Annotated in this window: 20 protein-coding genes; 13 read left to right on the forward strand and 7 right to left on the reverse strand. The window is 45.4% G+C overall.

Features of this window, described 5'->3' with window-relative positions; genetic code table 11:
- Window positions 1–50: 50 nt before the first annotated feature.
- Window positions 51–1,718, reverse strand: a complete 1,668-nt coding sequence (locus G476_RS0120390) for a glutamine--tRNA ligase/YqeY domain fusion protein (RefSeq protein WP_026691721.1) — start codon at window positions 1,716–1,718, stop codon at window positions 51–53.
- 531 nt (window positions 1,719–2,249) lie between these two features.
- Here G476_RS0120390 and ilvE point away from each other — a divergent pair.
- The 10 genes from ilvE (at window position 2,250) to G476_RS0120440 (ending at window position 13,921) form a co-directional block, all read left to right on the forward strand.
- Entirely contained in the window at window positions 2,250–3,161 is a 912-nt protein-coding gene (gene ilvE / locus G476_RS0120395) for a branched-chain-amino-acid transaminase (protein ID WP_026691722.1), read from the forward strand.
- A gap of 421 nt (window positions 3,162–3,582) precedes the next feature.
- Window positions 3,583–5,304 carry an acetolactate synthase large subunit gene (ilvB, locus tag G476_RS0120400; protein WP_026691723.1) on the forward strand — a complete coding sequence of 574 codons (1,722 nt, stop codon included), beginning with the start codon at window positions 3,583–3,585 and terminating at the stop codon, window positions 5,302–5,304.
- Window positions 5,301–5,825 carry an acetolactate synthase small subunit gene (ilvN, locus tag G476_RS0120405; RefSeq protein ID WP_026691724.1) on the forward strand — a complete coding sequence of 175 codons (525 nt, stop codon included), beginning with the start codon at window positions 5,301–5,303 and terminating at the stop codon, window positions 5,823–5,825. The genes ilvB and ilvN overlap by 4 nt, the downstream gene beginning before the upstream one ends.
- A 340-nt stretch (window positions 5,826–6,165) precedes the next feature.
- Complete coding sequence (ilvC, locus tag G476_RS0120410) at window positions 6,166–7,206, forward strand: ketol-acid reductoisomerase (protein WP_026691725.1); 1,041 nt, start codon at window positions 6,166–6,168, stop codon at window positions 7,204–7,206.
- Window positions 7,193–8,737 carry a 2-isopropylmalate synthase gene (locus tag G476_RS0120415; protein WP_026691726.1) on the forward strand — a complete coding sequence of 515 codons (1,545 nt, stop codon included), beginning with the start codon at window positions 7,193–7,195 and terminating at the stop codon, window positions 8,735–8,737. The genes ilvC and G476_RS0120415 overlap by 14 nt, the downstream gene beginning before the upstream one ends.
- 15 nt (window positions 8,738–8,752) lie before the next feature.
- Window positions 8,753–9,859 (forward strand): 3-isopropylmalate dehydrogenase, encoded by a 1,107-nt coding sequence (leuB, locus tag G476_RS0120420; RefSeq protein WP_026691727.1) that lies wholly within the window; start codon window positions 8,753–8,755, stop codon window positions 9,857–9,859.
- A 414-nt stretch (window positions 9,860–10,273) separates the two neighbouring features.
- On the forward strand, window positions 10,274–11,695 hold the full coding sequence (leuC, locus tag G476_RS0120425; RefSeq protein WP_026691728.1) for a 3-isopropylmalate dehydratase large subunit: 1,422 nt from the start codon (window positions 10,274–10,276) through the stop codon (window positions 11,693–11,695).
- A gap of 15 nt (window positions 11,696–11,710) precedes the next feature.
- Window positions 11,711–12,292 carry a 3-isopropylmalate dehydratase small subunit gene (leuD, locus tag G476_RS0120430; RefSeq protein ID WP_026691729.1) on the forward strand — a complete coding sequence of 194 codons (582 nt, stop codon included), beginning with the start codon at window positions 11,711–11,713 and terminating at the stop codon, window positions 12,290–12,292.
- A 28-nt stretch (window positions 12,293–12,320) separates the two neighbouring features.
- Window positions 12,321–13,289 carry a threonine ammonia-lyase gene (gene ilvA, locus G476_RS0120435; protein WP_051314965.1) on the forward strand — a complete coding sequence of 323 codons (969 nt, stop codon included), beginning with the start codon at window positions 12,321–12,323 and terminating at the stop codon, window positions 13,287–13,289.
- A gap of 173 nt (window positions 13,290–13,462) precedes the next feature.
- Window positions 13,463–13,921: a hypothetical protein gene (locus G476_RS0120440; RefSeq protein ID WP_026691731.1), complete on the forward strand. Its 459-nt coding sequence runs from the start codon at window positions 13,463–13,465 to the stop codon at window positions 13,919–13,921.
- A gap of 135 nt (window positions 13,922–14,056) precedes the next feature.
- Here G476_RS0120440 and G476_RS0120445 read toward each other — a convergent pair whose 3' ends face one another.
- Complete coding sequence (locus G476_RS0120445; RefSeq protein ID WP_026691732.1) at window positions 14,057–14,752, reverse strand: DsbA family oxidoreductase; 696 nt, start codon at window positions 14,750–14,752, stop codon at window positions 14,057–14,059.
- A gap of 38 nt (window positions 14,753–14,790) precedes the next feature.
- Entirely contained in the window at window positions 14,791–15,342 is a 552-nt protein-coding gene (locus G476_RS0120450) for a DUF6944 family repetitive protein (RefSeq protein WP_026691733.1), read from the reverse strand.
- Window positions 15,343–15,637: 295 nt separating this feature from the next.
- Between G476_RS0120450 and G476_RS0120455 the strand changes: the two genes are divergently transcribed.
- Window positions 15,638–16,768: a metallophosphoesterase gene (locus G476_RS0120455; protein ID WP_026691734.1), complete on the forward strand. Its 1,131-nt coding sequence runs from the start codon at window positions 15,638–15,640 to the stop codon at window positions 16,766–16,768.
- Window positions 16,769–16,771: 3 nt separating this feature from the next.
- On the opposite strand, the gene G476_RS22705 is transcribed toward G476_RS0120455, so the two are convergent.
- The gene (locus G476_RS22705) at window positions 16,772–17,428 is read right to left on the reverse strand and encodes a phosphatase PAP2 family protein (protein ID WP_051314966.1); all 657 of its coding nucleotides are present in this window, start codon (window positions 17,426–17,428) and stop codon (window positions 16,772–16,774) included.
- A gap of 75 nt (window positions 17,429–17,503) precedes the next feature.
- Complete coding sequence (locus G476_RS0120465; protein WP_026691735.1) at window positions 17,504–17,758, reverse strand: hypothetical protein; 255 nt, start codon at window positions 17,756–17,758, stop codon at window positions 17,504–17,506.
- A gap of 141 nt (window positions 17,759–17,899) precedes the next feature.
- Here G476_RS0120465 and G476_RS22710 point away from each other — a divergent pair, with 141 nt between their 5' ends.
- Complete coding sequence (locus G476_RS22710) at window positions 17,900–18,322, forward strand: hypothetical protein (RefSeq protein WP_035187512.1); 423 nt, start codon at window positions 17,900–17,902, stop codon at window positions 18,320–18,322.
- 322 nt (window positions 18,323–18,644) lie between these two features.
- The gene (locus tag G476_RS0120475; RefSeq protein WP_026691736.1) at window positions 18,645–19,883 is read left to right on the forward strand and encodes a dicarboxylate/amino acid:cation symporter; all 1,239 of its coding nucleotides are present in this window, start codon (window positions 18,645–18,647) and stop codon (window positions 19,881–19,883) included.
- Window positions 19,884–19,951: 68 nt separating this feature from the next.
- Here G476_RS0120475 and G476_RS0120480 read toward each other — a convergent pair whose 3' ends face one another.
- The gene (locus tag G476_RS0120480) at window positions 19,952–20,620 is read right to left on the reverse strand and encodes a hypothetical protein (protein WP_026691737.1); all 669 of its coding nucleotides are present in this window, start codon (window positions 20,618–20,620) and stop codon (window positions 19,952–19,954) included.
- A gap of 507 nt (window positions 20,621–21,127) precedes the next feature.
- Window positions 21,128–22,615, reverse strand: a complete 1,488-nt coding sequence (locus G476_RS0120490) for a glutamate synthase subunit beta (RefSeq protein ID WP_026691738.1) — start codon at window positions 22,613–22,615, stop codon at window positions 21,128–21,130.
- Between the last annotated feature and the right edge of the window lie 15 nt (window positions 22,616–22,630).

Below are 22,630 nucleotides of genomic sequence, written 5' to 3' on the forward strand. Positions count from 1 at the left end.
GAAAAAAGCCTGTTCCCTATGAAATGAATCAGGGAACAGGCTTTTTTGACTTATTTTTTAAATTTAAACGAACTTTTCAGTGACACAATTCGGTTAAAGACAGGCTTTTCTGCTGTCGAATGCTTAGGGTCGACATTGAAATACCCGTGTCGGAAAAACTGGAACTTATCTTGAGGCTTTACGTCCATGTTGGATTCAACAAACCCTTGCAGAATCTCAAGAGACTCAGGATTGATTCGATCCATAAACGTCTTTTCCTCGTTTCCTTCTTCTTCTTCATCCTCGTCAAGGATGAGTGAGTCGTAAAGGCGAAACTCGGATGCTTTAGAATCATTTGCATCCACCCAGTGAATCGTTCCCTTTACTTTACGTCCTGTAAAGCCTGAGCCACTCTTCGTTTCAGGGTCGTACGTACAGTGAAGTTCGACAATATTCCCCTCTTCATCCTTCACGAAATCCTCGCATTTAATAAAATAAGCATGCTTTAGGCGAACTTCATTTCCTGGATAAAGGCGATGGTACTTCTTCGGAGGCTCTTCCATGAAGTCTTCCTGCTCAATATAAATTTCACGAGAAAACGGAATCTGACGCGTCCCCATCTCAGGATTTTCAGGATTGATTTCCGCCTCCAGCATTTCACTTTCCCCTTCAGGATAGTTCGTGATCACTACTTTAAGAGGTCGAATGACACTCATCGTACGTGGAGCCTTCATTTTCAAGTCTTCTCGAATAAAGTGCTCCATCATTTGAACGTCAACAGCGCCGCTTCCTTTAGAAACCCCTGTTTCGTAAATAAATTCACGAATGGCTTCAGGTGTAAAGCCTCGTCTGCGGAGACCTGAGATCGTAGGAAGGCGAGGATCGTCCCAACCATCGACAACACCTTCATCCACGAGCTGCTTCAATTTACGCTTACTCATGACCGTGTTAGTAATGTTTAAGCGACCAAATTCAATCTGCTGAGGTTGAACCGCCATATCTGTATGTTCAACAACCCAGTTGTATAATGGGCGCTGCTCTTCAAATTCCGTTGTACAAATGGAATGAGTGACACCTTCAATGGCATCTTCCAACGGATGAGCAAAAGCGTACATCGGATAAATGCACCATGAGTCACCAGTATTGTGATGCGTCGTGTGTGAAATTCGGTATAGAACCGGGTCACGCATGTTCATGTTACCGGAACTCATATCAATTTTCGCACGAAGAACCTTTTCACCGTTGCCGAACTTTCCGTCTCTCATTTGTTTAAAGAGATCAAGGTTTTCTTCGACATTTCGTGAACGAGATGGGCTTTCTTTACCATGTTCAGTCAACGTCCCTCGATACTCACGAATCTCTTCAATGGATAGGTCCTCCACATACGCCATTCCTTTTTTGATAAGTAAAATGGCACGTTCGTACATTTCCTCAAAGTAATTAGATGCAAAGTGTAAGCCATCCCATTCGAACCCAAGCCATTGAACGTCCTCTTTAATGGCATCTACATACTCTTGATCTTCTTTTAACGGGTTTGTGTCATCAAACCGCAAGTTCGTTTTCCCGTTAAATTCATCAGCTAATCCGAAGTTAAGGGCGATCGACTTGGCATGTCCGATATGTAAGTAGCCGTTTGGCTCTGGTGGGAAACGAGTGATAATGTCACTGTGTTTTCCGGAACGCAAGTCTTCTTGCATAATCGTTTTTATAAAATTGGAAGAAGTCTCCTTGTTCTCCATAGCATTCAACCTCTCTATCGATTCTTATCAGGTACCTAAGATACCTCTACTATGTACTTATAGTAACATGTTTAAACGTTTAGATATAGATTCCGACAGAAGCTGCATAGATGATTCCAGTTGTCCTATTCAAGAGAGGGAATGTTCCCTTCCTCTCCTGAGATGATTTTACAGTTAAAATACTGAGCGGACGCTCATGTAAGCGCTTCGAAAAAATTTACATTTTGAAACACAAAACTTTCGACCTCGCTTGCCCCAACGGTTTTGCTACCCTTTTCCGTTTTATTATTTAAAATAGTCAGATTTATTTAAAAAAACCTGTTGACCTTCGTTTTCGATGGTTGTAAGATTATCGTCAACATCACAAACGAAATAAACACCCCGCTAACAGTAGCGGGTGTTTCCAATCGATTTTTTGATGAATGGCCTTTTCGAACTTCAAAACATGAAGATCTGACAAAGGTTCTTTCTTTAACATCAAGTTTCACCGAATTAAAGCGTTCAAACACTAAAGGAAAGGAGTGGTTATGTATGAGTAACACTCAATGGATTTATCTGAGTGGCGAATTTGTCAAAAAAGAAGATGCCGTCGTATCGGTTTACGATCACGGTTTTCTATACGGAGACGGGGTGTTCGAAGGAATTCGAGTTTACAGCGGCAATGTCTTTAAACTCGACGAGCACATCCACAGGCTTTACGACTCGGCTCAGTCCATCATGTTAAATGTTCCATACACGAAGGAGGAGATGGAACAGATTATTGTCGAGACTGTCCGCAAAAACAAACTTGAGAGTGCATACATCCGCGTGGTCGTATCCCGCGGTGCCGGCAACCTCGGATTGGATCCTACTTTTTGCTCACAACCACGGGTTATCGTTATAGCTGAAGAGCTAGCCCTCTTTCCGATGGAACTATACCAGAAGGGACTTCGAGTAGGCAGTGTTGCAAGCCGAAGAAATAGACCGGACGTGTTAAGCCCTCAAGTAAAATCATTGAATTATTTAAACAATATTTTGGTTAAGCTTGAAGCCAATCAAGCCGGAGTTGATGAAGCCTTGATGCTTAATGATCAAGGGTATGTTACAGAAGGTTCTGCCGACAACATCTTCATCATCAAAAACGGTACGATTTACACCCCTCCTGTTTATTTAGGAGCACTCGAAGGCATTACACGTAACGCCATTATCGATCTGGCTCGTGAAAAAGGGTACGAATTAAAGGAATCACCGTTCACTAGACACGATGTTTATGTGGCTGATGAAGTTTTCTTAACTGGAACAGCTGTTGAAGTCATCGCAGTTGTAGAAGTAGACGGAAGAAAGATTCAGGATGGAAAGCCTGGTAAAGTCACCAATCACCTTCTGTCCGAATTTCGCAAGCTAGTCACACAAGACGGTGTCAAATGTTACAACGAAGAAGAGAAACGCTCACACGTAAGCTAAGCATTGACGACTTTGAAAAGTGGATATAACGAAAACGTTGAAGGGAATAAAGAAGTAGATACGTTGCATTTACAGAGAGCCGGGGTTGCTGGAAGCCCGGAAATGCACCCTACTTCGACATCATCCCCGAGTGTTAAGCTGAACCCTCTTTGGTAGTAGGCTTAATCAGGTAGCATCAAGACTACCTGTTATCAAAAAGGAACTGGTGCAATCGCCAGCTCTTTGAGGCAGTCATTTGCGAAAATGCTGCAAAACCGGGTGGTACCGTGAAAAGGAAGTCCTTTTCTCCCCGTTGAACCGCAAGCGTGTGGTTTGACGCGAGAGGAAGGGACTTTTTTAGTTATATACTCGAAAGTTTCGTTCCATGGGGACGTCGTACAAATAATTAATTGATTATTCTGACTACAGGAGGGATGAAAACGTGAATTTAGAAGCAAAAGCAAACCGTGAAGCTGTTGTTCAGACGAAGACGGGAGCAGACCTTCTCATCCAAACGCTGGTTGAGGAAAAGGTAGACACGATTTTTGGTTACCCAGGAGGTGCGGTATTACCGATTTACGATGCGATCTACCGAGCTGAGGATGATTTTGTTCATATCCTCACACGACACGAGCAAGGTGCCATTCACGCAGCAGAAGGCTACGCCAGAGTATCAGGTAAACCTGGTGTCGTAATCGCAACATCAGGACCTGGGGCAACAAACTTAATCACAGGGATTGCAGATGCCATGATGGACTCCCTCCCTCTCGTTGTTTTTACCGGCCAAGTAGCAAGAACAGTCGTTGGTACTGACGCCTTCCAAGAGGCTGACGTAATGGGGATTACAACGCCAATTACAAAACAGAATTACCAAGTGCAAGACGTAAGGGATCTTCCTCGCATTGTAAAAGAGGCCTTTCACATCGCAAGCACAGGCAGACCAGGTCCAGTTTTAGTTGATATACCAAAAGACATTAGCGCAAATCCTTGTGATGACCGCTATGATGATTCCTTTTACCTTCCCGGTTATCAACCGACCATGAAACCGAATCCTTTACAGGTTAAAAAGCTAGCAGACGCTTTGGCTAATGCGAAAAAGCCGGTTATTTTAGCAGGTGCAGGAGTGATTCACGGTAAGGCATCAGAGGAGCTTCGTACTTTAGCAGAACATCACTCACTACCTGTAACAACAACGCTACTCGGGCTAGGTTGCTTCCCCGGTGACAGTCCTCTCTCTTTAGGGATGGCAGGAATGCACGGGACCTACACAGCGAACATGGCCCTTTATGAATGTGATTTGCTTATCAATGTAGGTGCACGATTTGATGACCGACTTACAGGAAACCTGAAACACTTCGCTCCACATGCGACGGTTGCTCACATAGATATCGACCCTGCAGAAATCGGTAAAAACGTGACCACCCATATTCCGATCGTGTCAGATGCAAAAGAAGCCCTAAAAGAGCTTCATCGTCAAGCATTTGAACGTCCAAATCACGTAGATTGGATGGAAAAATTGAACGTAAACAAAAAAGCGTATCCCCTTTGGTACAACAAGCCTGAACAGGAAATGTGTCCACAGTGGGTGATGGAGAACATTCACAGAGTTACAAACGGAGAAGCCATTGTCACAACCGATGTTGGTCAACACCAAATGTGGGCTGCTCAATACTACTCCTTCAACAAACCGAATCGCTGGGTTACATCAGGAGGCCTTGGCACAATGGGCTTTGGTTTCCCAGCAGCCATTGGGGCACAACTCGCCGAACCGGATAAAACGGTCGTTGCCATCGTTGGAGACGGTGGATTCCAAATGACCATGCAGGAACTAAGCGTTCTTCAAGAACGAGACCTTCCTGTAAAAATCATCATCGTCAATAACGAGGCTCTAGGTATGGTACGCCAGTGGCAAGAAGCCTTCTATGATAAGCGGTACTCCGAGTCCCTTCTCAGCTGTCAGCCTGATTTCGTTAAACTCGCCGAAAGCTATTACTTAAAGGCGTTGAAGGTCGACAGCCAAGAAGAATTCGAAAAAGTGCTCCCTGAAGTCTTTGCCTATGACGGCCCGGTCGTTGTAGATGCTAGAGTTCTTCAACAAGAAAATGTCTATCCGATGATTGCTCCAGGAAAAGGGCTTCACGAAATGATAGGGGTGAAACCATGAAACGAATCATCACTGCACTCGTCCAGGATCGAAGTGGCGTATTAAATCGCCTGACAGGACTGATGCAACGAAGGCAGTTTAATATCGAAAGCATTTCTGTTGGTAAAACCGAAACAGAAGGCATTTCCAAAATGACATTCGTCGTGGAAATCGCCGACGCTCAAAAGCTTGAGCAATTGACAAAACAACTCCACAAGCAAATCGATGTACTAAAAGTGTCGGACATCACCGACAAGGCCATTGTAGCCAGGGAGCTCGCTCTCATTAAAGTGGTCAGTAACGGTCACCTGATCAATGAAATGAAAGGGATTATTGAGCCGTTCAGAGCATCGATTATCGATGTGAGTAAAGATAGCTTGTCCATTCAAGTAACCGGAAAGCCGGAGAAAATCGAGGCCTTAATCGACCTCCTCCGTCCCTACGGAATCAAAGAAATTGCAAGAACCGGAATGACCGCATTCCTCCGAGGCCAACAACCTCAAGTAGCAGAGCTGAACTCCTATTCAGCTATTGTGAAATAAAAATAGTGATTTATAAGATGAGGGCGTAACACAAACCCCAATAATAGGATGTCCTTTGGAACACTATTGCTTTTAAACAAGTAATTAAGAAGCTGGAGTGCCCGAGACTCCTGTGGCAGTGACGAGCATTTACATCGTGAGTCTCTGCGAGTTGCTTCGACGCAGAACACTACGAAGCGTTACTTGCAGAGGAAGAAGCAGGGTGTTCGACTGGCTTGTCGGCACCGCCACGGAAAGCGAAGGGCACGTAAGCTTCAATCATATCTCAGTAGAAAAAACAGACAAGAATAGCCGAGCAGAGCCGAGACAACCAAACCCAAAATCGAAAGGAAGATTAATCATGGCAAAAGTACTTTATCATAACGACATCCAAGAAGAGGTTTTAAAAGAAAAGAAAGTAGCTGTAATCGGATACGGTTCCCAAGGACACGCACACGCACTCAACTTAAAAGAATCCGGCTTTGACGTAGTAGTAGGCCTAAGAAAAGGAAAGTCATGGGACAAAGCCGTTGAAGACGGCGTTCAAGTAGCAACAGTGGCAGAAGCAACGGCTCAAGCAGACGTTGTCATGGTCCTCCTCCCTGACGAGCATCAACCAAAAGTATACGAAGAAAGCATCAAACCGAACTTGGATGAAGGAAACGCTCTCGTTTTCGCCCACGGCTTTAACGTTCACTTCAACCAAGTAGTCCCTCCTTCAAACGTGGATGTTTTCCTCGTAGCTCCAAAAGGGCCGGGACACCTTGTTAGACGAACGTACACTGAAGGAGCCGGTGTTCCTGCCCTTTTCGGCATTGAGCAAGACTACACGGGTCAGGCAAAAGAGATTGCCCTTGCTTATGCAAAAGGAATTGGAGCAGGACGTGCAGGGATCCTCGAAACGTCGTTTCAAGAAGAAACAGAGACTGATCTTTTCGGAGAGCAAGCTGTCCTTTGCGGAGGACTCACAAGTCTTGTAAAAGCCGGATTTGAAACATTAACCGAAGCTGGATACCAACCAGAAGTTGCCTACTTCGAATGTTTACACGAACTTAAACTGATCGTAGACCTTATGTACGAAGGTGGAATGGAAGGCATGCGCTACTCCATCTCCGACACGGCCCAGTGGGGTGACTTCGTTTCCGGTCCGCGCGTAGTCAATGCTGAAACGAAAGAGCGTATGAAAGAAGTACTCGAAGATATCCAAAACGGTGAGTTTGCAAAAGGCTGGATCCTTGAAAACCAAGTGAACCGCCCTCAGTTCAACGCCGTGAATAAACGAGAAAGCGAGCATCAAATCGAGAAAGTCGGACGTGAACTACGTGAATTGATGCCATTTGTAAAAGCAGCACAACAGCCTAAAAAATCCAAAAAGGAAGTGGTCTCGAATGCCCCACGTTAAAGTCTTTGATACCACCTTGCGCGATGGCGAACAGTCCCCGGGAGTGAATATCAACAAGCTAGAAAAGCTTGAAATTGCGAAGCATCTGGAACGATTCGGAGTCGATATTATGGAGGCCGGTTTTCCCGCCTCCTCCCAAGGTGATTTTGAAGCAGTAAAAGCGGTAGCCGATACGATCAAACATGCCAGTGTCACAGGTCTTGCAAGAGCAAAAAAATCGGATATCGATACAGCGTGGGAAGCGTTAAAAGGGGCAGCTGAACCAAGGCTTCACATCTTCCTTGCTACCTCCCCGATTCACATGACACACAAGTTAAAGAAAACACCGGAGGAAGTCGCTCAGCAGGCCGTTGAAATGGTTTCTTACGCAAGACAAAAGTTCCCTCAAGTGGAGTGGTCCGCTGAAGATGCCACCCGCTCTGACATGGACTTCCTTGTTAAGATCATTGAACGAGTTATCGACGCAGGTGCGACTGTCATTAACCTTCCTGATACGGTCGGCTACGCTACACCTGAAGAATATGGCCGCCTGTTTCGAACGGTCAGAGAGCGGGTTCCAAATATCGATCGTGTAGAGCTATCCGCTCATTGCCACGACGACCTCGGCATGGCAGTGGCAAACTCCATTGCCGCGATTGAGAACGGCGCAACTCAAGTAGAAGGAACGATAAACGGCATCGGTGAACGTGCTGGTAATGCAGCATTGGAAGAAATCGCTGTTGCACTTAACATCCGAAAAGATCAATACCCGTTTACAACAAACCTTGTGTTAAAAGAAATCAAGAGAACAAGTGACCTGGTCTCGAAGCTAACAGGCATGGTCGTTCCAGGCAACAAAGCCGTGGTCGGCCGGAACGCCTTTGCTCACGAGTCCGGCATTCACCAAGACGGTGTTCTAAAGAATGCGTCCACCTATGAGATTATCACTCCTTCTCTAGTAGGGGTGGAATCAAACAATCTCGTCCTCGGCAAACATTCAGGACGACGAGCGTTTAAAGATAAAGTTGAACAACTAGGGTATGACTTGTCCGATGAGAAATTAAACGAAGCGTTTAAATCGTTCAAGTCCCTTACAGATAGGAAAAAAGAAGTAACCGGAGAAGACTTGGCTACCATTCTCACAGATATTCAAACGACTGTGACGAATGTGAAAAAATACGAGCTTCGCGCGTTCCAAGTCCAATACGGATCGTCGAATCTTCCAACTGCCACGGTCGCCCTTCATACACCTGAAGGAGAACACGTGGAAACAGCTCGAACCGGGCAAGGAAGCGTAGAATCTCTCTACAACACATTAGAAGCACTAATTGAAGAGAAAATTAACCTCACAGATTTTCAACTCAACTCCGTCGGTAAAGGTCGAGACGCCCTTGCTGATGTGTACGTTCAGATGTACGTGAATGGAGAAGATGTGAGTGGCCGCGGAACAGCTCAAGATATTTTGGAAGCTTCCGCAAGAGCTTTCTTAAACGCCGTTAACCGTTACTTGTTTAATAAAACCCACGAGCCCAAGAGAGCGGCTCAACTATAAAAGGAGGAATAGAGGATGGCTAAAAAAATCGTACTTTTACCCGGTGACGGGATCGGTCAGGAAGTAATCGAGGCGGCGGTTTCCGTCCTGGAGGCAGTCAGTGAAGAGTACAATCACTCCTTCTCCTTTGAATCACATGCCATCGGAGGAAGTGCCGTAGACGACCACGGCACCCCCCTCCCCGATAAAACCGTTGAAGCGTGTAAAGAGGCAGACGCTATCCTTTTAGGAGCCGTTGGTGGACCAAAATGGGATACGTACCCGTCACACTTAAGACCTGAAAAAGGACTTCTTGGGATTCGTAAAGAGCTTGGCCTATTTGCCAACCTCCGTCCTGTTAAAGGATTCGAGAAGCTCCTTCACGCCTCTCCATTAAAAGAAGAAGTGGTAAAAGACAGCGACCTTCTCATCGTTCGTGAATTAACAGGAGGCTTGTACTTCGGTACACCGAGTGAACGTCAAAATGACGGCCAATCCGTTGTTGATACTCTTGCCTATTCCCGATTCGAAATCGAGAGAATCGTAGATAAAGCATTTGAAAGTGCAAGACTTCGAAAAAAGCGACTCACATCAGTCGATAAAGCCAACGTTCTTGAGTCGAGTAAGATGTGGCGTGAAGTCGTAGAAGAGAAAAAAGCAGAGTATCCTGACGTCGAGGTGGAGCACCTTCTCGTGGATGCGGCTGCTATGAAGCTCATTACCAACCCATCTCAGTTTGATGTCATCGTCACTGAAAACATGTTTGGTGACATCTTGAGCGATGAAGCATCTGTTCTTACTGGATCGCTAGGCATGCTTCCATCTGCAAGTGTACGAGAAGACGGCGTTGGTCTCTATGAACCGGTGCACGGCTCAGCTCCTGACATTGCCGGAACAGGGATTGCCAACCCACTGGCCATGATCTTATCTGCTGCCCTCATGCTCCGCCACTCCTTTGGCTACGATCATGAGGCCGGGATTATCGAAAACGCCGTAAAAGAAGCACTGGACCGCGGCTATCATACAGCTGACCTGCAAGTAAAAGACGGCCAAAAGCTACGCACAAAAGAAATGACCGAAAAAGTCGTTGAATATATCAAGTCAGAAAGCACATCCGACTGCATCATGCACTGCTATACGTAATAACCCAATCAACAAGGACAGGAGGTCCACCCACCCCCTTCCTCCCATTATATTAAATGGTTGTTTGGTATACAGTTTAGTACTCATAGCCTTATAGAAGTTACTCTTGCAAGATTGATTATGCAGCCTAAGTACCTGAGACTCTGGCGCTAACTCCACACGTCGGAGCTGTATTACGAAAGTTAGTGATACAGAAGCTAGCATTTGAGAAGTTCACCATTTCAAAAGAGATTGATGTAACTAGAACGCCTGAGACTCCTGCGGGAGCTGGTGGCAAGGTGAGACCCCGGAGTGCGTAGCACCCGGAGGCTCACCGGCGCCCCGCGGAAAGCGAAGGGCGTACTAGTTACATCTAACAACTTCTTCATTTTAGAACTCATTATAAACAAAAAGTCAGACTTAAGGAGTGATACAATGGCACAACCAAAAACGATCGTAGAAAAAATCTGGGAACAACATCAAGTACACCAAGAAGAAGGCAAACCAGACCTCCTCTACATCGATCTCCACCTCATTCATGAAGTCACTTCTCCCCAAGCCTTTGAAGGACTCAGAATGAAGGGCCGTACTGTACGACGACCTGATCGTACGTTTGCCACAATGGATCATAACGTACCAACCATCAATCAGTTGGTCGTCAACGATCCCATATCAAAAAAACAAATGGAAACTCTTAAAAGTAACTGTGATGAATTCGGGATTCCCCTTGCGGATATCACCCACCCGGATCAAGGAATCGTTCACGTCATCGGACCAGAGCTCGGCCTTACCCAACCAGGTAAAACGATCGTTTGTGGAGATAGTCATACGTCCACTCACGGCGCATTCGGCGCTCTAGCTTTCGGTATTGGAACAAGTGAAGTGGAACACGTTCTGGCCACTCAAACCCTTTGGCAAGCACCTCCGAAGACGTTAAACGTAAAAGTAAACGGCAAACTCGGTACAGGTGTCACGGCAAAGGACTTGATTCTCGCTATTATCGGCAAATACGGCGTTCGTTTCGGGACCGGCTATGTGATTGAGTACACAGGTGCAGCCATCCGCAACCTCACCATGGAAGAACGAATGACCGTTTGTAACATGAGCATTGAAGCAGGTGCCCGTGCCGGTCTGATCACTCCTGACGATACAACGTTTGACTACTTGCGCGATCGTCGTCACGCTCCTAAAGGGGCTGACTTTGACCGAGCAGTTGAAGAATGGCGAGCACTGGCTACAGATGAAGGTGCCGAATACGACGCCACCGTCGAAATCAATGCCGATCAAGTCGAGCCACAAGTGACATGGGGTACAAACCCTGGCATGTGTATCCCGATAAGCGCCAATGTTCCTGATCCTGCGTCTAAAGAAAAGCCCGGTGAAAAAGATGAAATCAGCCGTGCTCTTGATTACATGGGGCTTGAAGCCAATCAGCCTATCTCCTCTGTATCTGTGGAACACGTCTTCATCGGATCGTGTACAAACTCAAGACTCGGTGATTTACGAAAAGCAGCCGGCGTTGTAAGAGGGAAAAAAGTGAACCCTAACGTCACCGCCCTCGTCGTCCCTGGCTCTAAAACCGTAAAGGCAGAAGCAGAAAAAGAAGGGCTCGACGTCATTTTCAAACAAGCAGGATTCCAGTGGAGAGAAGCAGGATGCAGCATGTGCCTTGCTATGAACGACGATGTCATCCCACCTGGTGAACGTTGTGCTTCCACCTCGAACCGGAACTTTGAAGGTCGACAAGGAAACGGTGCACGAACCCACCTGGTGAGTCCTGAGATGGCTGCTGCTGCTGCTGTTGAAGGTCGCTTTGTAGACGTCAGAACATTCACTGCTCAACCTGTTCAATCATAAGGAGGTAAAAATCTAATGGAGCCAATACGCACCCATAAAGGCGTTGTAACCCCTCTAAATCGAGCTAACGTCGATACAGACCAAATCATCCCGAAACAATTCTTAAAGCGAATTGAACGACAAGGGTTTGGCCAGTTTCTTTTTTACCACTGGCGCTTTGATGATGACGGAATTCCACGAAAAGATTTCGTCTTAAACGAAGACAAATACGAAAACTCTACCATTCTAGTGGCAGGAGATAACTTCGGATGTGGATCCTCAAGGGAACACGCCCCATGGTCCCTTGAAGACTATGGCTTTAAAGTAATCATTGCCCCTAGTTTTGCCGATATCTTTTACAACAACTGTGTAAAGAACGGAATCTTGCCGGTGGAATTAAAGGAAGACGAGGTCGAAACGTTATTGAAAAAAGGAGCCGAACAGATCTACTCCATTACAGTAGACTTAGAAAATCAATCTGTTCGCGACGATCAAGGCTTTGAAGCATCGTTCTCCATCCCTGGGTACCACAAAGAAATGTTGCTTAATGGATGGGATGACATCTCCATCACCTTAACCTTAGAAGAAAAAATCACTCAATTTGAACAAGGAGCGTGAAGACGTTGGGAATTGCTTAACAGGACAAATGGTTTTAGAGGCCCATCGGTACGTGAAAGAACATGTCCATCGTACCCCTCTTACCACATCCACTACCATGAATAAGATGACCGGAAAACAGGTGTACATGAAAATGGAAAACCAGCAAAAGACGGGAGCATTCAAGCTTCGGGGGGCCGGATACAAACTATCCAGACTGTCAGAAGAAGAATGCAAATGTGGTGTAATCGCCGCATCTGCCGGCAACCATGCCCAAGGGGTTGCTCTTGCTGCTGAAAAACAAGGCATTCAAGCAACGATATTCATGCCTGAAAAAACACCGAAAGCGAAAGTTCTTGCTACGCAAAACTACGGTGCCAAAACGGTACTGGTCGGTGAGTCATACCAAGAAGCCTTCGAGGCTGCTTGCAAAGAACAGGCTAGAACGAAAGCGACTTTCGTTCACCCCTTTGATGACGTTGACGTAATGGCGGGACAAGGGACGGTTGCTCTTGAAATGCTCGAAGACGCTCCCCTACTCGATACATTGATCGTGCCGATTGGGGGCGGCGGCCTCATCGCAGGCATGGCTGTTGCAGCGAAGCATATCAACCCCGATATTCAAATCATCGGTGTGCAAGCACGAACAGCAAGTGCGGCTTACAACCATTTTCACAAGAAAGGACCGACGACCCTTTCTACTGTTTCTACAATTGCAGAAGGCATTGCGGTTAAAAAAACCGGCACAAAGACGCTACCGGTCATTCATGAGTACGTGGATGATATTGTCACGGTCACAGAAAACGATTTGGCCACGGCAATGATGTATATGCTTGAAAGAAAAAAGAGCCTTGTAGAAGGAGCAGGGGCTGCCGCTCTTGCCGCCCTTCTCGTACATGGCGCTAAGCTTCCATCAAAGCATTGTGGCGTCGTTGTGAGCGGAGGCAACGTCGATTTAGCAAAATTACCTGCCATCCAAACACTAGCAAGAAATCACTTCCTGTCTTGTTTGGCATAACACGCGATACCACCCGCCCCACTAAAAAGGGGGCGGGTTTTCTTATTGTTAATCTGTTTTCGGAGAGGATGTTGCTTCAATATCTTTTAAAACCATCCTTTCCCTTAAACTTGCAGGACTTTCAAGGACTATAGAGAAGTATACCTAACCAATATTATGCGGAGGGATTTACGATGAACGATCAAACCCTGTCCGTCCAAGAGTGGCACAAAAAGCAAGCCGTACACAACTTTAACTCCACATGGGACTTGATTGAGAAAGAGGAGCGGACAACGGCCGATGATTTGCTTATGATCCACATGGCTCACGCTTCCCGATTTCACTGGGGAGAAATTGGCACACCGATAGAATTTGCTCGTGGCGAATGGCAAATCTCGAGGGTATACGCCCTAACCGGAATGGCAGAAAGCGCACTGTATCACGCCAAGCATTGCCTAGAGATTTGCACAGACAACCGCATTGGAGACTTCGACCTTGCTTTTGCCTATGAAGCAATCGCTAGAGCCTACCATACAGCCAATGACCGCATACAGTACGAACGCTACCTCGAAAAAGCAGAGCAAGCCGCAGACGACATTGACAAGATGGAAGACCGGGATTATTTTTTATCCGAGCTTGAAAGCATTAAGTAAGTACAAAAGCGAAAGCGCCTTAGTCACGAGCTCGAGCTAGACGAATAAAAATTTCACAAAAAGTCGTTATCCACATGTAAGAAGAATTTTAAACAACAAAAAAACGCTCAGATTAGAGCGTTTTTCTTTTGCCTATTAAATGGAACAAGAGCCATCGTTGCAGTTCTCGCCTTGACTATTCATCATCTGAACGGGCTTCTCTTCTTCCCATACCTTTTCAAGAACGTCCAAGAAAGCATCTTCTGGCTGGGCTCCTGAAACCGCGTATTTTCCGTTAAAAACAAAGAACGGTACGCCTTGAACACCAATCTTCGCACCTTCTGCTTGATCCGCCCGCACATCCTCCCCGTATTGATCGGTTTTCAGGACGTGTTTAACTGCTTCTTTATCCAACCCTGCATCGATTGCAATTTCTTCAAGGGTATCATGGTCGGAAACATCTTTTCCTTCTGTAAAAAAAGCATACATAATTCGCTCCATCACCTTGTCCATCTTGCCTTCTTGTTTCGCATAATGACTTAGTCGGTGAGCGTCTTCCGTGTTTGTTGGAATCATGTTGTCAAAATCGTAATCAAGCCCCACTTCCTTTGCCTGAGCGGCTACGTTGTCCGTAGTCGAACGTGCTTGCTCAAAGCTCATGTTGTACTTCGAGGCTAAAAGTTCATGCATGGACTCGCCTGAATTTTTCTTGGCATTTGGGTCTAGCTGAAAGCTTTTAAAAGTTAGGCTAACAGCTTGTTTATGTTCAAAACGATTAAGGGCGTTTTCAAAACGACGCTTGCCGATGAAACAAAATGGACAAACGATATCTGACCAAACATCTACATTCATTGAATCTTCCTCCAAATAAGGTTTGCGTTTATTATCTCTTATAAATGATGAAAAGACCAAGCAAGTTGCTCTTGCTTCTTTAAATAAACAGCCTGACCCGTTCCCCCGGCTGCTTGGAACCAACTGCCGATCGCACCAATGACCGCCCCTGTGGTCTGATTGCTCCTCAATTGAACGGAAGCTCCCAGTGATTCCAAAGTGGCGCCAATCATTTGAAGTAGGTTCGTTAGAATCAAGAAAGCCTCAGTCTCTTCCACGTTTGAAAGACTTGCTCCAATCGCTTGCATAGCATCTCCTACAACGACCGTTTGAAGGCCCTCCTCTTGATTACCAGTAAGCTGAATCGCCGCTCCTACTGCGCTTCCACCCGCCCCTACTGCCCCGATATAGGCAGCTGTTTGACTGATGCCACTTGATGCGATTCCTTGTAAAGCATTCCCCACAGACTGAAGAGATTCACCGATGATCACCAGAGCTTGGTTAGCCTGCGTTGTTACACGGATTTGATCCGTAGCTCCAATGGCTGCAAGCCACTGTCCAGTTGCCTCCACCCAACTGCCAATCAACCTGAGTTCTTGATGTGTGGTCATTGGCTCCTCCCTCCCTTCGAAGGCACTGAAAAAGTTAAAGATCGAACTTTTTTAATGCCTTATCTGAATGGCAATGGCTCCACTCGGTTGCGCGCCTGTTACGAGAAACCCACTCGTATCAGGCTTTCAAAACAGGCAACCGTTACGCTCATTGCTTCGAAGACACTGAAAAAGTTAAAGATCGAACTTTTTCAGTGCCTTCTTTAGCTTATTCTCGTTTAAGCAGAGCGTTTCTTTTCGCACTTGTTCGATTTGAGTGGTACGATTTAGCTACTAAACGCAGAGGATGAAACACATGAATGTAAGAGCGATTGCTAGCTTTGGACTATTTATCCTGATCTATAACGGATTATCATTTTATATAGGGTGGAACGTGTGGGTTTGGCTGAATACCTCTTTTTCGTTTGAATCTGTGTGGCTGTATAGCCTTGTATTCGCACTTCTTGCTTACGGTTATTTAATCGGCCGATTCAGTCTTAGCTTTTTTAAAATTGCAGGTGCCTACTGGATCGGCTTTTTTCAATACGCGTTGCTTCTCTTTCCTATCGCAAATGTCGTCGTCTTTCTTTTAAATAGACTCACAGGCGTCTCTCTCGACTCGGCCATTATGTATACAGGTCTCGTCACAGCTCTCTCGCTCGTCGTCATTTTTCTTATAGGGACTTTCCAAGCCTATCGCCCGGTTAAACGGACGTATTCCTTATCGATACCAAAACAAGGGGCACGTCCTTCTTCAATTAAAATTGCCATGGCTTCTGATATGCACTTTGGTGCTTTATCTGGAAAAGGGCACTTAAAACGTCTCGTAAAAGAAATAGAAGCCATTCAACCGGACATGGTTGTCTTTCCAGGAGACATCATTGATGATTCACCTGATGTGTTTAAGAAAAAGAACATGGGTGATGTGATGAAACAAATCAAGGCGCCTCTTGGTGTATATGGTGTCTTAGGTAATCACGAGTACTACGGGCGACAAGTACAAGAGATTATTAATGAATTAGCAGCTTCCGGAGTTACGATGCTCACAGATGACAGCCTTCTCGTCGATGACCGTTTCTACATTGCTGGCCGCCGAGATCGAACGGACAAAAATCGTCTGTCAGTAGAAGCCTTGCTCGGAGATCTCGACCATCACAAACCGATCATTCTTCTCGACCACCAACCTTTTGAGCTGGACCGAGCTGAACAAGCAGGAGCGGACCTCATGCTCTCCGGACATACCCACCGCGGTCAGATGTATCCGAACAACTGGATTACGCGCCGCATGTACGAAGTGGATTGGGGTTATTTGAAAAAAGATTCCCTTCACACGATCGTCTCCAGCGGATTCGGCTTTTGGGGCCCTCCACTCAGGATTGGGAGTCGGTCAGAGATTTGGGAGATTACCGTTACAATGGGTACTCAATCTAAAAAACGAACCACGTAACTTTTACGTGGTTCGTTTTTCATTTAAACCTTCTTTGACCACACGCTTCCACACGAATACGGAAATGGCGATCCACAATCCTCCTGTTAGGAAGCCTGCAATTATATCGGAGAAGTAATGGACGCCCAAATACACGCGACTGAGTCCGATGAAGAGAATCAAAGTGGTTGATGCCGCAATAACACCTGCTTTTGCCCCTTTGGAAGGCAGGATTTTGACAATAAAATAAGTTAAAAGTCCATAGGTAATGATCGAGCCCATGGCATGACCACTTGGAAAACTATAACCTTGCTCAATAATAATAGGGTCAAAATCTGGTCGCTCCCTTTGGAACACCCACTTTAAAAACCAATTTAACCCACCACCAAGAGCAACAGCTGCTCCATAAAAAAGAGCAGTAACCGATCTTTTCAAAAACAAAAACAGCACCATGGAAAGGACAACTGTAGTTGTTAGGGCCGGTATGCCGCCCAAAGACGTGATGGCAAGCACAAGTGGCGTGACCTCATCGTGATGCACACCTTGAACCAACTGCATGATGAGCATATCCATCCCTCTAAAAACATCTGCCGTCCCTGCTCTGGCAACTTGGGTAAATAAAAATAGAAATAACGCAACAAGAACGAGGAAGAAGATTGTTCGTCGTTGTTTTTGGTTCATCCTCTTCACCTCCTCTTCTTTTTTTACCCCAAATGAGTGAAAAAGAACCGAAGGAAGACAATCCTACACAAACATTTAACCTTCTTGAGGACGTCCTTTTTCAACGATCTTCCCAATAAGTAACCAGGCTAAGAAGATGGTAATAAAACTAAAGAACATGATTCGCAAGGTTCCAATTACCATTTCAACATTATGGTCTCGTATAAAGACCGTTTCATTTGCATATCGATGTTCGATTTGAAAGAAAAGTGGTTCACCAGTGTAAACGAAGAACGCGATGATCAAACCGATCACCATGCCACTTAGTAGAGAAATCAAAAACATCTTCATATCATTGCCCCCTTACCTATATAAGCTCCGAATTCACCTAAACATAATTTAAGGAATAATAACCTTTTTATGTTAATTATCTGTATACTCAAGTATATCACGAACGATCGATTAACATGATTATTTTGGAGGCGAATAGCAATGGGATTATCTTTAGAAGAGAGTATTAAAAGCTTTGTGAAAGCCTGGGAGAGCAGTGAATTGTCCGAACTGGTTTCTTTCATTTCACCGGATTACCAAGCGAGGGAGATCACAGGTGGAGAAATCGTGGACTTTGGCTACGACAAGTGTATTAAGGGCTGGGAAGATGGATTCCAATTCGTGGAGGATAACCAAGCACAGTGGGACGTGAGGGTGATCAAAATTACTCCAATACGGGATGACGAAGCAATCGTTACAATTACAGCTTCGCTTCTCATGAACGATGAATACTTCAAAGGAGCAAATTTGTTTTATGAAACGTTTAAGAAAAACACCGATCGTGAGTGGAAAGTTGTAAGAAGTTATATTGAAGCAGGCCTTCCTGTCCAATACATACTGGACATTGTTGAAAAAAGAAGTTGAATATCTACAACAATCTTGAAAGAGTAGTCCTTTAGGAGGGACTATTCTTTTTTTGTTTTCATAGGTTTTCATTCCTAATATTAGGGGAATTTCCCCTTAAAGGTTGTGAAAATACATATTTTTTTATAAAAATTGAAATTCTGGCGTGGGAAGTATTGGGTCATTTAGTTTTAAAATAAAACAAACTAACTCTACCAAAAGACTGTTTTCGTGCAGATTGTTCTTCTTTGTTCTCCCTCATAAACAAAAGAGGAAATCTCTTTATGTAAAAGAAACAATCTCTGCGAAAACAGCAACAAATTGAAGACATAGGAGGTTCATCATGAAATTAACCAAATATATCATCATCGCTTTATTTCTTGGACTATTCACTGGAATTGGGTTTAATTTACTAGCCCCCGAATTGTTTCAATATGCTGACAATTATGTTTTCACACCATTAGGTACGCTCTTTATCAACTCTATAACGATGCTCGTCGTTCCTCTTGTACTCTTCTCCATCATTTTGGGAACTGCAAGTGTAGGAGATCCAAAAAAGCTTGGTAGAATTGGCGGAAAGACAATTGGTTTTTATCTTATTACGACGGCTGTTGCTCTGTCCATCGGTCTCTCAATGGCATTTCTCATTCAGCCGGGAGCTGGTGGTGGATTTGAAACCGAAACGGCAAACTATGAAGCAGATGAAGCACCACCGATTATGGATACGCTTCTTAATATCATTCCGGAGAACCCAATCCAAGCGATGGCTGACGGAGAAATGCTCCAAATTATTGCTTTTGCCATACTCATCGGATTTGCTCTAGCTAGGCTTGGTGACAAAACGGCAGGCATTCTAAAGCTTGTGGAGCAAGGGAACGAAATTATGCTGTACCTCGTAAAAATTGTCATGTATTTGGCTCCAATCGGTGCATTTTCATTAATCGCATCGGCAGTTGGGGAGCTAGGGATGTCAGCCCTTCAGGCGATGCTGCTATACATGGCTACGATTATTTTGGCCCTTATTATACATGCAATAGTTACGTATGGATCGGTAGTGGCGTTTATTGCCAAACGAAGTCCGATCGAATTTGTACGTAAGTTCTTCCCTGCTATGGTTGTGGCGTTTAGTACATCAAGTAGTAGTGCGGTGCTCCCTGTATCCATGCGTGTGGCACAGGAAGACTTAAAGGTTTCTAAGCCTGTTAGTAGCTTCGTTCAACCTCTTGGTGCAACGATTAACATGGATGGTACGGCCATTATGCAGGCTGTAGCAACCGTATTTATCGCTCAGGTCTATGCTGAGGCCCTTTCATTCGGGGACCTTCTTACGGTTATTTTAACCGCTACCCTAGCAAGTATCGGTACGGCTGGTGTGCCTGGGGTCGGTATGATTATGCTTGCTATGGTACTCACATCCGTTGGTCTACCTGTCGAAGGAATTGCTCTCGTTCTAGGTGTGGACCGTATCTTGGACATGCTTCGTACTGCTGTTAACATTACCGGAGACGCTACCTGTGCCATGATGGTATCAGAATCTGAGAACAATCGAGATGATGAAGCAGAAGCTTCGAAGGCGTCATAGAAAGTGGACTCAACAAAGCCATGGATGGTAGATCCATGGCTTTGTTTCATGTTGTTTCGGTATTTCACCTACTCCCATCCTGTTTCTTCAGAAGAGATGATAAATTCAAAGGTTAATAGCTTCTCTTTTGTACTAGCCCACTCCATAAACGCTTCATAGTCAGCATCATAGTTCCTATCCACTCTTGCATCTCCCTCAATTACAGCATACCCGTATACAACAGGCTCTCCGGCATTGACTTGTTGAAAGGCGGGATCCCCTGCTACTTGAAAGTGATCAAGCTCTCGTAAATCGTAGACCCCTCTTAATGAATGGTAGCCCGTTGGTTCGTTTACTTTTATAACGTTGTTCCATAGGTATCCAGGGTCATCCTCATCGATCGTGATGGCACCTGTAGCAAAGTCAATGATGTCTCCTTCAAAAGGTTGCTCTGTGTATTCCAGTGATCCTAATGGCTGGTGCTCAATTCGTTCACCGTACTCATACACGTTGGCAGATGCGGTCACGTGCTTCACGCTCTCTAGGTCCGTTATTTGGACTTGGGATCTTACGGAAAAGCTGTACGACGCGTCAAACAATGGCTCTGCTTCATGATCTTTAGGAATGATATAGCCAATGTCACCTTCTTCTTGAGTCACAGTGGGTTGGGAGGTGGTGCCTAATAAAAATGAGAAGATTAATCCTCCTAATAAACAAGCAGCAAAAACGACAGCGGTTGTGAATTTTAGATTTTCCATGTGAGAGTCCCCTTTAACGACAGTCTAGTAGTTATCAGGATAAATGGTATGTGTTGGAATTTCAAATGATTGGTAGTGTGAGAGGATTTGTGGAGCGGAAGAAATATTGGTTTTTAAGGCAGAATTATCATCGTTATTGGAAGAATTATTCGGTTTTTGGCCTGTGATATTTTCAATGGAAGAATTATTGCTTTTTGGGGAAGAATTATCATCAATTTTGGCAGAATGATTGGCCTGTGAGGAAGAAATATGACCTTCCACAGGAGAATTGTAAAATAAAAAGGTGCGATTCACGGCTTAGGGCGAAGAATTCACGGCTTGGAGGCTCCGATTCCCAGCTTTTCTCCTTACATTAACGGCAAGCGTCTCTTAATTAACGGCTTCTCACCCTCTATTCACGGTTTAGCCAAAATTTCCCCTCACTCCCCCCTCCCCATCCAAAACCAACACAAAAAACACCCGCCCTCATCAAAAGGAGCGAGTGTTTCCATCACATATATACTACGACTACGGCAGCTGTGTCGTACCCATCAAATAGCGGTCACATTCACGTGCTGCTTCACGGCCTTCGTTGATCGCCCAAACGATTAAGCTTTGACCGCGACGCATGTCACCTGCGGCAAACACGCCATCTTTGTTTGTTTTATATTTCCCGTACTCCGCTTTGACACGAGTACGATCGTCTGTTTCAATTTCCATTTGCTCAAGAAGTTGTTGCTCCGGACCACTGAAACCGATGGCAAGGAGGACAAGGTCCGCTTTCCACACTTTTTCTGTTCCAGGGATTTCTTCACGGAGGCGGTTCCCGTCTTCATCTTTTGTAAGACGAACGTTTACCGTGTGTACTTCCTTGACGCGACCGTTCTCATCGCCAACGAACTTTTTCGTCATCACTGCGTATGCACGAGGGTCTCTGCCGAATACAGCTTCCCCTTCTTTTTGACCATACTCAATGCGGTGAATGATCGGGTACTGCGGCCATGGGTTGCCAACAGCGTCTCGCGTGTCCACTTTTTTATCATAAATATCAAACTGCGTTAGGCTCTTACAGTTGTGGCGAATAGACGTTGCGAGACAGTCTGTTCCTGTGTCTCCACCACCGATAACGATGACGTCTCTGTCTCTCGCACTAATGTAGTTGCCGTCCTCAAGGTTAGAATCAAGCAAGCTCTTCGTGTTCGCATGAAGGAAGTCCATAGCATAGTGAATGCCTTTCAAATCACGGCCTTCAGCAGGTACGTCGCGGTGAACAGTCGCTCCTCCACAAAGGATCACAGCATCATGCTCTGCTTCCAATTCTTCCGACGTAATGTCCTTACCGATCTCCGTGTTCGTTACAAACTCGATTCCTTCTTCGCGAAGAATGTTCACACGACGCTCCACCACTTCATAAGGAAGCTTCATTTCAGGAATGCCGTAAGTAAGAAGGCCACCGATACGGTCGTGACGCTCATATACGGTTACGGAATGACCTGCTTTGTTCAGCTGAGCGGCTGCGGCTAAACCGGCAGGACCCGATCCAACTACCGCTACACGCTTGCCAGTACGTGTTTCAGGTGGCTCAGGTAAAACCCAACCCTCTGCAAAGCCTTTTTCAATAATCGATCGCTCCACCGTACGAATCGCTACAGGCGGTTCGTTAATTCCGAGTACACATGCCCCTTCACAAGGAGCCGGACATGCAAATCCCGTGAACTCAGGGAAATTGTTCATTTCGTGTTCTTTTTTCAAGGCTTCTTTCCACTGTCCTTGATAGACAAGATCATTCCATTCAGGAATCAAATGATAGACCGGACAACCGGTTGTTACCCCGCCTATTTCCATTCCTGTGTGACAGGTTGGCACGCCGCAGTCCATGCAGCGCGCGCCCTGTTGTTTGAGTTCTTCTTCAGGCATCGGTTTTGTATAGTCATTCCAGTCTTTGATTCGAGACTTTGGATCTCTTTCATGCTGGGTTTTTCGATCGTATTCTAAAAATCCTGTTGGCTTTCCCATGATATCACCCTCCTT

The organism is Alteribacter aurantiacus DSM 18675 (assembly GCF_000429705.1).
Classification (GTDB): Bacteria; Bacillota; Bacilli; order Bacillales; family Salisediminibacteriaceae; genus Alteribacter; species Alteribacter aurantiacus.